The 13,845-nt window shown below is 62.8% G+C and carries 11 protein-coding genes; 5 read left to right on the top strand and 6 right to left on the bottom strand.

The genetic code is table 11. The features are described from left to right. Window positions 1-271: 271 nt before the first annotated feature. The gene (locus B3N48_RS21945) at window positions 272-2,011 is read right to left on the bottom strand and encodes a dipeptidase (RefSeq protein ID WP_296187352.1); all 1,740 of its coding nucleotides are present in this window, start codon (window positions 2,009-2,011) and stop codon (window positions 272-274) included. A 758-nt stretch (window positions 2,012-2,769) separates the two neighbouring features. After that, a complete protein-coding gene (proP, locus tag B3N48_RS21950; RefSeq protein ID WP_296187353.1) occupies window positions 2,770-4,275 on the bottom strand; it encodes a glycine betaine/L-proline transporter ProP in 1,506 nt (501 codons plus the stop codon). A gap of 388 nt (window positions 4,276-4,663) precedes the next feature. On the opposite strand from proP, the gene greB reads away from it, so the two are divergent. Beyond that, window positions 4,664-5,143 (top strand): transcription elongation factor GreB, encoded by a 480-nt coding sequence (gene greB / locus B3N48_RS21955; RefSeq protein WP_296187354.1) that lies wholly within the window; start codon window positions 4,664-4,666, stop codon window positions 5,141-5,143. Between the two features lie 102 nt (window positions 5,144-5,245). On the opposite strand, the gene B3N48_RS21960 is transcribed toward greB, so the two are convergent. Continuing rightward, window positions 5,246-6,145 carry an AraC family transcriptional regulator gene (locus tag B3N48_RS21960; protein WP_296187357.1) on the bottom strand — a complete coding sequence of 300 codons (900 nt, stop codon included), beginning with the start codon at window positions 6,143-6,145 and terminating at the stop codon, window positions 5,246-5,248. A gap of 133 nt (window positions 6,146-6,278) precedes the next feature. On the opposite strand from B3N48_RS21960, the gene B3N48_RS21965 reads away from it, so the two are divergent. Beyond that, window positions 6,279-6,803, top strand: a complete 525-nt coding sequence (locus tag B3N48_RS21965) for a hypothetical protein (RefSeq protein ID WP_296187358.1) — start codon at window positions 6,279-6,281, stop codon at window positions 6,801-6,803. Between the two features lie 55 nt (window positions 6,804-6,858). Here the strand turns inward: B3N48_RS21965 and B3N48_RS21970 are convergent, their stop codons facing one another. Both B3N48_RS21970 and B3N48_RS21975 read right to left on the bottom strand, forming a co-directional pair. Further along, window positions 6,859-9,369 carry an ABC transporter permease gene (locus tag B3N48_RS21970; RefSeq protein WP_296187359.1) on the bottom strand — a complete coding sequence of 837 codons (2,511 nt, stop codon included), beginning with the start codon at window positions 9,367-9,369 and terminating at the stop codon, window positions 6,859-6,861. Beyond that, window positions 9,369-10,052, bottom strand: coding sequence for an ABC transporter ATP-binding protein (locus B3N48_RS21975; protein ID WP_296187361.1), 684 nt, complete (start codon window positions 10,050-10,052; stop codon window positions 9,369-9,371). Before B3N48_RS21975 ends, B3N48_RS21970 begins: the two co-directional genes overlap by 1 nt. A 10-nt stretch (window positions 10,053-10,062) precedes the next feature. On the opposite strand from B3N48_RS21975, the gene B3N48_RS21980 reads away from it, so the two are divergent. Further along, entirely contained in the window at window positions 10,063-10,668 is a 606-nt protein-coding gene (locus tag B3N48_RS21980; RefSeq protein ID WP_296187362.1) for an arylesterase, read from the top strand. Between the two features lie 33 nt (window positions 10,669-10,701). On the opposite strand, the gene B3N48_RS21985 is transcribed toward B3N48_RS21980, so the two are convergent. Next, complete coding sequence (locus B3N48_RS21985; protein ID WP_296187364.1) at window positions 10,702-11,346, bottom strand: phosphohydrolase; 645 nt, start codon at window positions 11,344-11,346, stop codon at window positions 10,702-10,704. A gap of 222 nt (window positions 11,347-11,568) precedes the next feature. Between B3N48_RS21985 and B3N48_RS21990 the strand changes: the two genes are divergently transcribed. Continuing rightward, window positions 11,569-12,078, top strand: a complete 510-nt coding sequence (locus B3N48_RS21990; RefSeq protein WP_296187365.1) for a helix-turn-helix domain-containing protein — start codon at window positions 11,569-11,571, stop codon at window positions 12,076-12,078. Window positions 12,079-12,252: 174 nt separating this feature from the next. Next, window positions 12,253-13,173, top strand: coding sequence for a LysR family transcriptional regulator (locus tag B3N48_RS21995; protein ID WP_296187366.1), 921 nt, complete (start codon window positions 12,253-12,255; stop codon window positions 13,171-13,173). The last annotated feature ends 672 nt before the right edge of the window (window positions 13,174-13,845 follow it).

The raw sequence follows: 13,845 nt of genomic DNA on the forward strand, positions 1-13,845 counted from the left end.
AGCGAGGCGGTGTGTCAGTCAACACCCCGTCGCCTGATAAACCGCTTCGCGGCCGTCGTACCTCCGGCGGCTCCTACACGATCGCGTTGTATTCGGTTCAATGCTCCAATCAGGCGGACAACACCTCGCGGAGTTCCAGGACGCCAACAATCCCCGTAGGAGCCGCCGGAGGCACGACGGCAGCGAGGCGGTGTGTCAGTCAATTCATCCCTCACTGACTCACTGCGTCCGCTGGATCGCCATCCCCCGGTCGAACCCGAAAGCTACAAGCTCACAATGTTGGTAATTGCCCGATCCGCCCGAACATTTCGGTCACGATCTGCAAGTCCAGCAAGAACTGCTCGGTGGTCTTGAATTCGCTGTCGGTGTGGCCGGTGTATTTGACGTCGGGCCGGGCCAGGCCGAACTGCACACCGTTGGGGAGTTCATGGACCGACGTGGCGCCAGCGGACGTGCCGAAGGTGTGTGGCATGTTCAGGTTTTCACTGGCCACGGCCAGCAGCGCCTTGACCCATTCGCCTTCCGGATTGCGGTACATCGGTTCGGCAATCGACACGTCGAACGCCGGGGTGATGTGCCCACTTTGGGTCCAGGCGTCGAGCTTCTTGGCGATGTCAGCCTTGAGCGCCTCCGGCGACTTGCCTTTTGGCACGCGCAGGTTGACCGCGAGTTTGAACGCTTTGTCATCCTGGGCCACGTAGGTCAGCGACGCGGTCAGCGGGCCCATGAAAGCATCGGAAAACCCCACGCCCAGTTTGCTGCCAAGGTAATCCAGCCCCCAGTTGTCCGCCGCGTAGCGGGCCGCGTCAGTGATCGCGTTGTGCTTGAGCGCGACCTTGCCATCGAGGCTGTTGATGAAACCCAGCATCCGCGCCACCGGGTTGACCCCTGATTGCGGCTCGGAGGAGTGCGCCGACACGCCGGACACGGTGAGGGTGACGCCCTTGCCCTCGACCTTGGCCGCGATGTCGAAGTTGCCGCCGTTGTGCTGCACGTAATCGACACCGGCCTTTTGCAGGTCAGCCGCCAAGGCTTCGGGCTGGTCGGTCACGAAGGTGGCCACCGAACGCGATGGAATCTGGTTGGTCGCCATGCCGCCGGTCATCGACGTCACCTCGGCGCCTTGACCCTCGGCGGCGCGGCGCGCAAAGGTCGCCATCACCGTGCCGTAGCCTTTCTCGGCGATGACCACCGGGTAACTGCCGTCCAGCGCCAGGTTGTAATCGGGCACCGGATTGCGCTCGAAGTAATAGGGAATTGCGTCGCCTGCGGTTTCTTCGGTGGTGTCGACCAGCAGCTTGAACGTGCGCGCCAGTGGCAGCTTTTCTTCCTTGATGACCTTCATCGCGTACAACGCCACGACGATGCCGTTCTTGTCGTCCTCAGTGCCTCGGCCATACATGCGATCGCCGATCAGCGTGACCTTGAACGGGTCGAGGTGCGTGCCGTCCTCCAGCACCCAGTTCTCCGGCGTCACCGGCACCACGTCGGCGTGGGCGTGAATCCCGACCACTTCCTTGCCCGTACCGCCGAGGGTGATTTCGTAGACCCGGTTGTCGATGTTGCGGAAGCTCAGGCCGAAGGACTCCGCGAGGCTTTTGATCTTCTCGGCGATCTTGATGAATTCAGGGTTCTCGTGCTGGGGCACGCCGTCCTTGCGCACGGTGGGGATCGCCACCAGTTCACGCAACGTCTCGGTCGCCGCCGCGCCATATTTCGCGCGGGCGTACAGACCGAGAAGACGGTGAATCTCGTTCTGCTGCTCGGCGCTCAGCGGTTTTTCGTCGAGAAAAGCAGTGATGGCAGGGATCAATTTGTCGGTTTTGGCGAGCTCGCTTTTGCCGACGCGGTCGAGAAATTGCCTGAAGTTCTTGACCGACACGCCATTGACCGACGCCAGAATCGCCGTGCCCTGCTGGGCGGTGAGGTTGGCATGCGCGTACGAGGCAAACGTCGAAAGGCTGGCCAGCATCAAGGTGGCGGTTGCGAGTTTCTTGAAAGGCACATTCATTGCGAGGGCATTCCTTTGCAGGCGGTCTGAGAAGATTTCTGATCGTTCGATCAGAACGGCCTGCACGCTAACACCGTGAGGAGGGTGAGAAAACCTCTGTGAGAAGATGTGTCGCGATGCCGGGAAGAAGTGGCGCAGATTTGCAATTGGGTGAAAGTGGGATGCGCTGCGGTGGCCATCGGGTCTATGCCTGATAAACCGCTTCGCGGCCGTCGTGCCTCCGGCGGCTCCTACACGATCGCGGTGTGGTCGGTTCCAATGCCCGAATCAGGCGGACGGCGGTTCGTGGGTTATCAATACGCCGACAATCCCCGTAGGAGCTGCCGGAGGCACGACGGCCGCGAGGGGGAGGGTCAGTCAACATCGTGTCGCCTGATAAAACGCTTCGCGGCCGTCGTGCCTCCGGCGGCTCCTACATGATGATGAAGGGGGTCAATACCATCGTCTCAATCAGGCGGACAGCAGTTCGCGGATTTCCTATACGCCGAAAAACCCCGTAGGAGCCGCCGCAGGCACGACGGCCGCGAGGGGGAGGGTCAGTCAACATCGTGTCGCCTGATAAACCGCTTCGCGACCGTCGTGCCTCCGGCGGCTCCTACATGATCTCGAAGGGGGTCAATGCCATTGTCTCAATCAGGCGGACAGCAGTTCGCGGATTTCCTATACGCCGACAATCCCCGTAGGAGCCGCCGGAGGCACGACGGCCGCGAGGCGGTAGGTCAGCCGACATCGCGTCGCCTGACTCGCCGCATTCCGCGTTACTCGTTGATCCGTGGATGTTGCTGCACCAGGTCTTTGCGCTTGGCTTCCAGCTCCGCGATCTGTTGATCGAGGTCTTCGATCTTCTGTTCGATGTTGTCGTGGTAGTCCTCCAGCAGCTCTTTGGCTTCTTCAAGATTGGAGGCTGCCGGGGCTGCGCCGCGAAGGGGTTTGTTGGCGGTTTCCTTCATGGTCACGCCTGTGATCAGCCCGATCACCGCCACCACCATCAGGTAGTACGCCGGCATGTACAGATTCTGAGTCGTCTCCACCAGCCAGGCTGCCAGCGTCGGGGTCACGCCAGCGATCAGCACTGACACGTTAAAAGCGCTGGCCAAGGCGCTGTAGCGAATGTGCGTAGGGAACATCGCGGGGAGGGTGGACGCCATCACGCCAATGAAAAAGTTGAGGACCACTGCCAGGATCAGCAACCCGGCGAAGATCAGGCCGATCTTGCCACTGATGATCAGCATGAACGCCGGGATCGCCAGGATGAACAGCGCGATGCTGCCGATGATGATGAAGGGTTTGCGGCCAATCTTGTCGCTGATGAAGCCGATCAGCGGCTGCACGAACAGCATGCCGACCATGATCGCGATGATGATCAGGACGCCGCGGTTTTCGCTGTAATGCAGGTTATGCGACAGGTAACTCGGCATGTACGTCAGTAGCATGTAGTACGTAACGTTGGTTGCGACGACAATGCCGATACAGGTCAGCAGGCTGCGCCAATGCTTGACCGCCACCTCCTTGAACGACACTTTCGGGCCGTGGGACAGGCCTTCGCGGTCACCTTGTTCGAGCTTTTCAACGTGCTGCTGAAACGCCGGGGTTTCCTCCAACGCATTACGCAGGTACAGCCCGAGCATGCCCAGGGGCAAGGCAAGGAAAAACGGCAGACGCCAGCCCCATTCCTGGAATTGCTCTTCGCCGATCACCGCGGAAATCATCACCACGATGCCCGCGCCCAAGACAAAACCGGCAATGGAGCCGAAGTCCAGCCAGCTGCCCAAGAAGCCGCGTTTGCGATCCGGGGCATATTCAGCGACGAAAATCGACGCGCCCGTGTATTCGCCGCCTACCGAGAAGCCCTGTGCCATTTTTGCCAGCAACAGCAGGATCGGTGCCCAGATGCCAATCGAGGCGTAGGAGGGGATCAGGCCGATGGCCGTGGTGCTCAGGGACATGATGACGATGGTCGCCGCGAGGACTTTCTGTCGGCCGTATTTGTCACCCAGCGCGCCAAAAAACAGGCCGCCCAGCGGGCGAATCAGAAAGGGTACGGAAAAGGTCGCCAGCGCGGCCACCATCTGCACGCCAGGGTCGGCGCCGGGGAAAAACACCTTGCCGAGGACGTAGGCGACGAATCCATACACGCCGAAGTCGAACCATTCCATGGCGTTACCGAGGGCGGCTGCGGTGATCGCCTTACGCATCTTCGCGTCGTCGACGATGGTGATGTCCTGCAGGCCAATCGGTTTGACTTTCTTCTTGCCTAATTTCATACGGGTCACTCAATTGCGGAATCGGTATAGCGTGTGGATGCCATCGTAGTGGTGGCACCGCTCTCTCCGATCAGATACATCAGGACACCAAATAATTCAGCGTAGGGCGGGATTTTTCGGAAAACCGTTCGGCTGCGTCAGTCCCTGCCGGAGTGCTGGCGGCAAGGTCGGTCAGCTCGTCACGCTCACGGACCTCAGCATCGTCAAGAAGCTTGGGCGCGACGCGGGTGCAGTGTGGAAAGCGAATCCAACGCGCAGGGGCGGCTGCGGACAGTCGTCGCCAGCCTTAACCGGCGCGCGGCGGAATGATCGACGGGGTAGGCGTCGCTCATTTGCTGGGGCGCCTGGAGCGCCGTAAGCTAGCGGCTTTCTTTCGAGAGGCCCGGCCATGGCGACGAACATCATAACCAGAGAGGGCCACACTGCCTTGAAGGCGGAGTTGGACCATCTGTGGCGGGTGTATCGCCCGGAGATTACGCAGAAGGTGACGTGGGCGGCGTCCCTCGGCGACCGTAGCGAGAACGCCGACTACCAATACAACAAGAAACTGCTGCGGGAAATCGACCGGCGCGTGCGTTATCTGCGCAAGCGGCTGGAGGACGTGAAGGTCGTGGATTACTCGCCTGAGCAAGAGGGCCGGGTGTTTTTCGGGGCCTGGGTCGAGATCGAAAACGATCAGGAACAGACCAAGCGCTTTCGCATCGTCGGCCACGATGAGATTTACGGGCGTCTGGATTACATCTCCATCGATGCCCCCATGGCGCGGGCATTGTTGAAGAAAGAAGAGGGTGACGAGGTCGTCGTCCAGACGCCCAGTGGCGAGGCGATCTGGTACGTGAGCGCGATCAGATATGGTGCAGACGAATAGCACGGGTTTCGAATCGACCTCGGCGCGTTTCGAGCGTCGGGGCCGCCGCTGCATCCTGACTTGCCCACTCTTCGCGAATGCGTTCGCGCACATGGGCGGCACTCAACTGGCGTCCCCGGCGCTCCGCCCACTGTCATCACGGGGCGTACGTCCGAAGAACGCTTTGTAAGCCCGACTGAACGCCGCTTCGGATTCATAGCCAATGGCGAAGCCGATTTCGCCGATGCGCGCGTTGTTTTTCGAGAGCATGGTTTTGGCGAGCGTCAGCCGCCATTCGTTCTGATAGCGCAGCGGCGATCGCCCTACCAGCGCCGTGAAGCGATCGCAAAAACTCGACCGCGACATGCCGGCCACTGCAGCCAGAGCGTCGATCCTCCATTGTTGCCCGGGTTTTTCGTGGATGGCGCGCAAGGTGCGAGCGATGCGTTCGTCGGACAGCCCGCCCAGCCAGCCGGAGGCCAGTCCCTGTTGCACCCAGGTGCGCAGGATGCGGATGACCACCAGGTCGATGAGCCGCGAGATCATCAGGGCGCCGCCGGGCTGGGTATCGTTGGCTTCCAGCAGCATGAAGTGCAGGATGCCTTCCGACCAGGGCGCTGCATCGGCCTGGCCGATGTGAATCAGCCAGGGCATGGCGAACAGCATCGCCTGAAAGCTGCCAGCGTCGAACCAGAATCGGCAGATGACCAGTGTGGCGGGGCCGTCCGTTGCTGTGATCGTCACCAGAGACGCGTCGTGGGGCAGCAGCAGAAGGTCGCCCTGTTCGACGCTGATCGTCTGTCGATCGGCGCCCTCGATGCGCAACCGTCCGGTTTGCAACACGCAAACATGAGCGCTTTTTTTATCCAGCGCCAGACGTTCCCCTTGGGCCACGCTGGACGTGTAGACCCGGTCCCCGGTGAGGCGAATCTGCGCCAGCACTTGCGACAGCAGGTCGCCCGCCGCCAACCCTTCCAGCTGCATTTCCGGAAGAATGATCAAGTTTTCCAGTAAATCCGTCATGTCCGTCTGACTGCACCTTCACCTAATCTGAGCGCCGAGATCATAACCCCTCAACCCCGTTGCACCGAAGCGCGCTGTGCGATTTCGGTGTCTGGTCGTTGTGCGCATCATCCCATCAGACAGGACACACCTCATGTTCGGAATCTCCCCGCTCGGCTGGGTTCACACCATCGGCAGCCTGCCCGCCATCCCGCTGGCCGCCTACATGCTCATCAAGCACGGGCGCATCGTGCCACGGTCTCGGGCTGGCCTTGCGTATTTCGTCTTCATGCTGATCGGCGCGTTGACCGTGTTCCTCGTCGCCCATCAGGCCGTCAGTCCGGTGATCGGTGCTGCGACCCTCGTTCTGCTGCTCGCCGGGTATGGCGTCGGCTACGTCGGCGCCTTGGGGCGGGCGCGGGTGTACCTTGAAACGGTTCTGCTGAGCCTGACGGTGTTTCTGCTCATGGTGCCCACCGTGTCCGAGACCTTGCGCCGGGTGCCGGACGGGCATCCTATCGTCACCGATCCTGAGTCGCCGTTGTTGAAGGGCGCGCTGGGGCTGATCGGTGTAACGCTGGTCGTTGGGGTGATCGCGCAGATAATCCACTTGCGTCGGTCCGGCAAACGGCTGGCCCGCGGGGCTTCAGCGGGCTCGACCCAGGCCTCGAAAGCGTGAGAAATCGCTAATCGGCCATGGAGGCGGGCGCGTCGACTCGCCCCGCCTCACGACCTCATCCTTCGCGCAACACGGTGAGCGGGCTGGCATTCAGCGGACGACGAGTACCAAACACGCCCGCGCCGCCCACCAGCAGGGCGCCGATCAGTGGCAGCAATAACAGCCACGCATGCGGTGACCATTCCAGGCTGAACGCGTAGCGGTACAAGACGAAACTCACCAGTTCGCACCCCAGCGCCGCCAACACCCCACTGACCGCGCCCAGCAGGCCGAACTCGATCCGTCGCGCCTTGATCAGCAACGCCCGATTCGCCCCCAGCGCCCTGAGCAGCGCGCCTTGCCGGATGCGTTCGTCCAGCGTGGCCTGCAACCCGGAAAACAGCACCGACAAGCCCGCCGCCAGCACGAACAACAGGACGTACTGTACCGCCAGCGTGACCTGATCGAGGATGCTGCGCAGCTGCTCCAGCAACGCCTCGACCTGCAGGATCGTCACCGCCGGGAAGGCCCGGGAGAGTTCGACGATCTGCTGATCGTGGCCGGGTGCAAGGTAGAAGCTGGTCAGGTACGTGGTCGGCACGTTCTGCAACGTGCCGGGCTGAAAGATCACGAAGAAGTTCGGCTGGAACGTGTCCCAGTTGATGTCCCGCAGGCTGGTGACTTTCACCTCGTGGGTGGCGCCGCCGATGACGAAGCTCAGGGTGTCGCCGAGTTTCATGTTCAGACTCTTGGCCAGCCGGGTCTCCACCGAGACGCCCGCAACGGCGTCGGCAGCGGGCAGTTGCTCGCCCCACCATTGACCTTCCGTGATGCTATTGCCCTCCGGCAGCTGGGCTGACCAGGTCAGGTTGAGGTCGCGTTGGGTGGCGTTCTCGCCTCGGGAATCCTTGGTCACGAACTTGCTCACCGGCTCGCCGTTGATGCTCATCAGACGTCCCGGAATCATCGGGTAGAGCGGCGCGCTGTGGGTCGACAGCTGGCTCATGCGTTGGGCGAAGTGGTCGCGCTCGGTGGGCACGATGTTCAGCGCGAAATAATTCGGCGCGTCCTTCGGCAGCTGGTTCTGCCACGTGTCGAGCAGCTCGCCGCGCAGCAATGCGATCAGGCCCATGGACAGCAAGATCAGGCCGAACGCGAGGGATTGCCCGGCGGCGGCCATCGGGTGACGCAGCAGCTGACCCAGCCCCAATCGCCAGGGTAATGAGGCGTTGGCCAGCAATCGGCGCAGGCTTTGCAGCGCCAGCAACATCACGCCGCCCAGGATCGCCGCTGCGATGAGGCCACCGCCGAGCAGGGCGAAGGTCAGCAGCAGATCCAGGCTCAAACGCCACATGATCAGGCCCAGCGCCAGCAATGCCGCGCCGTAGACCAGCCAAGTGCTGGCGGGCATCGGCAGCATGTCGCGACGCAAGACCCGCAGCGGCGGCACACGACCCAACGCGGCGAGCGGCGGCAAGGCAAACCCGGCCAAGGCGATCAAGCCGGTGCTGATCCCCGCCAGCGCGGGTAGCCAGCCGCCGGGCGGGACTTGCGCGGGCAGCAGGTTTTCCAGCAAGTGAAAAAGCCCCAATTGGGCAAACCAGCCGAGCAGGGCGCCGGACATGCTGGCGACGATCCCCAACATCGCCAGTTGCAGACTGAACAACACCAGCGCTTCGTTGCGCGACAGGCCCAGGCAGCGCAACAGCGCACTGGCGTCGAATCGCCGAACCGCAAAGCGCGCCGCCGACAACGCCACCGCAACCCCGGCCAGCAGCACGGCGACCAGACTGGCCATGTTCAGGTAGCGCTCGGCCTTGCCCAGCGCACCGCCGATCTGCTGATTGCCGTCGCGGGCGTCGTCGATTTTCTGATTCGCTGCCAGGTCAGGTTCGATGGCCTTGCGGTAAGCCGCCAGCGTCTCGGGCGTGCCGCGCCACAGGTCGCGGAAGTTGACCCGGCTACCCGGCTGCACGACCTTCGTCGCTTCCAGGTCGGCCATATTGATCATGACCCGGGGCGTCAAGCTGTAGAAATTACCGGCACGGTCGGGCTCGTAGGTCAGCACGCGGGTGAGTTTCAGCGTCGTGGAGCCGACGTCGATGCTGTCGCCGACCTTGAGGTTCAGCGCTACTAGAATGCGCGCTTCCGCCCAGGCCTCGCCGGGTTGCGGTTCGCCGCCGCTGACTTCGGGTTCATACGGCGCGGCGGCGCTTTTCAGCTCGCCGCGCAGCGGATACGCCCCGTCCACCGCCTTGACGCTCGCCAGCTGGATGCCGTTGTCGGTGGCGATCACGCTGGAAAAGATCACGATCTGCGAATGGTCGAGCTTGAGAGCGGTGCCAGCCTCGACCTGCTCCGGTTTGGCGGGGGTCGAGCCGCTGAGAATCAGGTCTGCGCCAAGAAATTCGGTGGCCCGCAGCAGCATCGCACTGTTCAGCCGCGAGCCGAAGTAGCCGATGGCGGTGCTGGCGGCAACCGCGATCACCAACGCGAAGAACAGCACCCGCAGCTCCCCGGCGCGGGCGTCGCGCAGGAGCTGGCGGGCGGCGAGGCTCAACAGACGGGTAAAGGGCAGGCGTGCCATCAAGGCTCCAGGGGGGCGACCTGTCGGCCACCTTCAAGACGGATCAGGCGCCGGCAGCGATGGGCCAGGCGTTCATCGTGGGTGACCAGCACCAGTGTGGTATTGCGTTCCTGGTTCAGTTCGAACAGCAGGTCGCTGATGCGCTCGCCGGTGTGGCTGTCGAGGTTGCCGGTGGGTTCGTCGGCGAACAGCACGTCAGGATCGGCGGCGAAGGCGCGGGCGATGGCCACGCGTTGCTGTTCACCACCGGACAGCTGTTTGGGGGTGTGGGTCAGGCGCTGCCCCAGGCCGACCCGGTCCAGCAGATGCCGTGCCCGTTCGCGGGCGTCTTTGCGGCCTTCCAGCTCCATCGGCAGCATGACGTTTTCCAGGGCGTTGAGGCTGTCCAGCAATTGGAAGGACTGAAACACGAACCCGACGTGCTCGGCGCGGACCCTGGCACGCTGGTCCTCGTCCAGCTCACTGAGGTTACGACCCGATAACGTGACGGCGCCGGCGCTGGGCAGGTCGAGACCGGCGAGCAGGCCGAGGAGGGTGGATTTGCCGGAACCGGACGCCCCGACGATGGCCAGGGTATCGCCCTTGTTTAGTTCCAGGGAGAGTTCGTGCAGGATGGTCAAGTCACCTTCGGTGCTTGGGACCACTTTGCTGAGGTTCCGAGCACTGAGAATACTTTCGCTCATGGAGAATCCGATGCGTGCGTGGTTTTTAAGTGCTGGCCTGGGTTTGCTGCTGTTGTCTCAAGGAGCCATGGCAGGCACGGTGCTGATCGTGGGGGATAGTATCAGCGCGGCTTTCGGCCTGGATACCCGTGTGGGGTGGGTCAGCCTGCTGGAAAAGCGCCTGGCAGAGCAGGGCTTCAAGGATAAGGTGGTGAACGCGTCGGTCAGTGGCGACACCAGTGCCGGTGGCCAGGCCCGGCTGCCGGCATTGCTGGCCGAGCATAAGCCGGCGCTGGTGATCCTCGAACTGGGCGGCAATGACGGCCTGCGAGGACAGCCGCCCGCTCAATTGCAACAAAACCTTACTGACATGGTGCGCCAGTCCCAGAAAGCCGGGGCTAAAGTGCTGCTGTTGGGCATGAAAATCCCGCCGAACTACGGCGGGCGCTACACGACAGCCTTTGCTGCGGTGTACCCGAAAGTGGCCCAGGAAACGGACGCTGCGCTGGTGTCCTTCATGTTGGAGGGCGTCGGCGGCGTGCCGTCCATGACCCAGGCGGATGGGCTGCACCCCAACGCGGACGCCCAGCCTTTCTTGCTGGAAAACGTGTGGCCGACGCTCAAACCGTTGCTCTGACCTTTGGGCAGAACGGCCGCTGCCGGGCGGGCCTCAATAGGGCCATGTCGACGCCAGCAGCCGTTCGCAGAACCCGCCTGCGAGCAGCCGATGGTCGTGAAACGACAGCACGTCGGCGTTGACCGTGCCGACCGTGCTGGGGCGGCGGTGCAATTGCCCTTCGGCCAGCGCATGCAGGAATTTGATCTTGAAACCCGGTTCGCGGGGGAAGGCACTGAGTACGCTCGCCAGGACGCCGGGGCACAGCGCCGGACCGTGGGTGCCCAGCAGGTCGGTTTCCACGGCCGCCGCGAGCAGCGCCGTCAACGCTGGCTTGTGCTGGGGAATGCCAGGCGTGGTGTGCAGAGCGATGGCGTCCCAGACCTGCGCGATGTCATCGCGGGAGCGGCCATAGCCGTGTAGAAACTGGGCAGCGGCGTTGGCACTGTCGACCTCGAAACGTTGTTGCGAGTGTCGATAGAGGGTCGTGATGCCGATGCGCAGGAATAATGCGCTGACGTACAGCAAGTCGGGTTCGAACCCCAGTTCGCGGCCTTGACCGATCAGGCTGGCGAACACGAACGTGCGCCGGGCGGCGTCGAACATCAAGTCGGACTGGGTCGCGCGCATCAACTCGGCCGCCGCGCGGGCCATCGCGCTGTCGGGGATCGAGATTCCTGCAACGTATCGGGTGGTCACGTGCGTCCCTCGCAACGAACCGTGCCTCGGCTTCTGCGAACCCTAACCTGCGTGCACGCTTACGTCCTTGGGCCTGTCCTTAAACGTCCTGAACCTGTCTGGCGCCGGTCATCGACGCTGATGCTTTATTAACCCTTCAGAACATTTAATACCCCGAGAAGGACTTTAAGGCGGTGCCGACCCAGACTCCAGAACCGACCCCTGCGATCTGGAGAGCCCGGAATGAATGCAATCGACTCGACCTTGTACAACGCGTTGCTGGCGTCATTGCGTGCATTGCCCGATGGCGAGCAACGGCTGCTTGAGCAAGTCGTACGCGAGATCACCTCCCGGGCGGCTTCGGGCGCGGACCCACTCCAGACCGAATCCCCGCCCGAGCGCGTGGCGTTGTCTCCCTGGCAGGAGCGGCGGGCCAAGGATCTGATGGCCAGCCAAATGGACAAAGGCCTGTCGATCGCCCGGATCGCCAGCGAGTGTTCGCTGTCACGCAGTCATTTTTCCCGGGCGTTCAAGAAAAACACCGGCGTGTCGCCAAGGGACTGGTTCCTGCAGATGCGCCTGGACCGGGCGCGGGCATTGTTGAGTGAGTCGGCGTTGACCATCTCCCAGATCAGCCTGGATTGCGGCTTCGCCGATCAGTCGCATTTCACCCGGGTTTTCACTCGGGTGATGGGCATCACGCCGTTCAACTGGCGCCGGGCCAATGGGCAGGTGTTGGCGTGCGCCGGTTGAGGCCATCCGGTCGCTTCGACAGGCGGGTCCGTTTCTGCTGAACAGGGAGCGAGACAGCAGGGTGAAAAGCACAGGCGTTCAAGTCGGCACGGGCTTTGCCTGATATATGAATGCCTGATTCGCCGGGGGTTGCCCGCGCGTCCTTTTCATTACGTCCATTTCGGAAACCGATCCATGAATCGCAACGACCTGCGCCGCGTCGACATGAACCTGCTGGTCATCTTCGAGGCACTGATGTTCGAACGGAACCTGACGCGGGTCGCCGAGAAGCTCTTCATGGGCCAGCCCGCCATCAGCGCCGCGCTGGCTCGCCTGCGCGATCTGTTCGACGACCCCCTGCTGCTGCGTAACGGACGGGCCATGGAACCCACTGCCCGGGCGCTGGACATCCTCAAGGAGCTGCAACCGGCGCTGGACACCATTTCCGGCGCCGTGAGCCGGGCCAAGGAATTCGATCCGGCGACCAGCAGCGATGTGTTTCGGATCGGCTTGTCAGACGACGCGGAATTCGGGCTGTTCCCGCCGCTGTTGTCACGTTTGAGGGACGAGGCTCCGGGCATCATCGTCGTGGTGCGCCGCGCCAACTACCTGCTGATGCCCGCGCTGCTGGCGTCGGGCGAGATTTCGGTGGGCATCAGCTACACCACCGAATTACCGGCGAACGCCAAACGCAAGAAACTCCGGGACATCGGCTGCAAGGTACTGCGAGGGGACAAGCGCCCGGAGCCCTTGACCCTGGACGATTACTGCGCACGTCCGCACACGATGGTGTCGTTTTCCGGTGACCTGAGCGGCAACATTGACCTCGATCTGGCCAAGGTCGGGCGGGCGAGAAAGGTGGTGGTCGCCGTGCCGCAATTCAGCGGGCTGCGTGCCTTGCTGGCCGGGACCGAGCTGATCGCGACCGTTCCGGATTACGCAGCGTGTGCGCTGGTTGAAGGCTGCGCTTTGCGGGCTGAAGACCCGCCGTTCCCCATCGAACCCGCCGAGTTGTCGATGGTCTGGAGCGGCGTGCACGACAACGACCCTGCCGAACGCTGGCTCCGCGCGCGCATCACCGAATTCATGTCCCAGGAAACTCGACCCATGCCGTAAGCGCGGCAACAGGCGGCACGGTTCAAGGGTTTGCCAGAGGGACGACGGCCGCGATGGCGGTGTGTCAGACCGCACATCAGCAATTGTTCCACCGCTATCGCGGCCGTCGTGCCTCCGGCGGCTCCTACACATTTCGCAGCGTCTGGGCGTCATGCGACCAATTCAAGCGCCTATGGCGTCCGGGCGTCATGCGACCGATTCACAAAACTGCCGCCAACCTGCGTTCCCGCTGAATGAACATAATCCCTGTAGGAGCCGCCGGAGGCACGACGGCCGCGATGGCGGTGTGTCAGACCGCACTTCAGCAATTGTTCCACCGCTATCGCGGCCGTCGTGCCTCCGGCGGCTCCTACATATTTCGCAGCGTCCAGGCGTCATGCGACCGATTCACGCCGCTGTGGCGTCCGAATGGTGTGCGACCGATCAACACAATTGCCGCCAACCTGCGTTCCCGCTGAATGAACACAATCTCTGTAGGAGCCGCCGGAGGAACGACGGCCGCGATGGCGGTGTGTCAGACCGCACTTCAGCAATTGTTCCACCGCTATCGCGGCCGTCGTGCCTCCGGCGGCTCGTACACATACCGCAGCGTCCAGGCGTCATGCGACCGATTCACGCCACTGTGGCGTCCAGGCATCGAGCGACCATTTCACACAATTGCCGCCAACCTGC

Origin of the sequence: Pseudomonas sp. UBA1879, from assembly GCF_002338065.1 — a bacterium.
Lineage (GTDB): Bacteria > Pseudomonadota > Gammaproteobacteria > Pseudomonadales > Pseudomonadaceae > Aquipseudomonas.

What these genes read in the sequence shown, in the direction of transcription:
- B3N48_RS21975 (WP_296187361.1), bottom strand. Translation starts at nt 10,052, where the DNA reads ATGAGCGAAAGTATTCTCAGTGCTCGGAACCTCAGCAAAGTGGTCCCA.
- B3N48_RS21980 (WP_296187362.1), top strand. Translation starts at nt 10,063, where the DNA reads ATGCGTGCGTGGTTTTTAAGTGCTGGCCTGGGTTTGCTGCTGTTGTCT.
- B3N48_RS21995 (WP_296187366.1), top strand. Translation starts at nt 12,253, where the DNA reads ATGAATCGCAACGACCTGCGCCGCGTCGACATGAACCTGCTGGTCATC.
- greB (WP_296187354.1), top strand. Translation starts at nt 4,664, where the DNA reads ATGGCGACGAACATCATAACCAGAGAGGGCCACACTGCCTTGAAGGCG.
- B3N48_RS21990 (WP_296187365.1), top strand. Translation starts at nt 11,569, where the DNA reads ATGAATGCAATCGACTCGACCTTGTACAACGCGTTGCTGGCGTCATTG.
- B3N48_RS21970 (WP_296187359.1), bottom strand. Translation starts at nt 9,369, where the DNA reads ATGGCACGCCTGCCCTTTACCCGTCTGTTGAGCCTCGCCGCCCGCCAG.
- B3N48_RS21965 (WP_296187358.1), top strand. Translation starts at nt 6,279, where the DNA reads ATGTTCGGAATCTCCCCGCTCGGCTGGGTTCACACCATCGGCAGCCTG.
- proP (WP_296187353.1), bottom strand. Translation starts at nt 4,275, where the DNA reads ATGAAATTAGGCAAGAAGAAAGTCAAACCGATTGGCCTGCAGGACATC.
- B3N48_RS21945 (WP_296187352.1), bottom strand. Translation starts at nt 2,011, where the DNA reads ATGAATGTGCCTTTCAAGAAACTCGCAACCGCCACCTTGATGCTGGCC.
- B3N48_RS21960 (WP_296187357.1), bottom strand. Translation starts at nt 6,145, where the DNA reads ATGACGGATTTACTGGAAAACTTGATCATTCTTCCGGAAATGCAGCTG.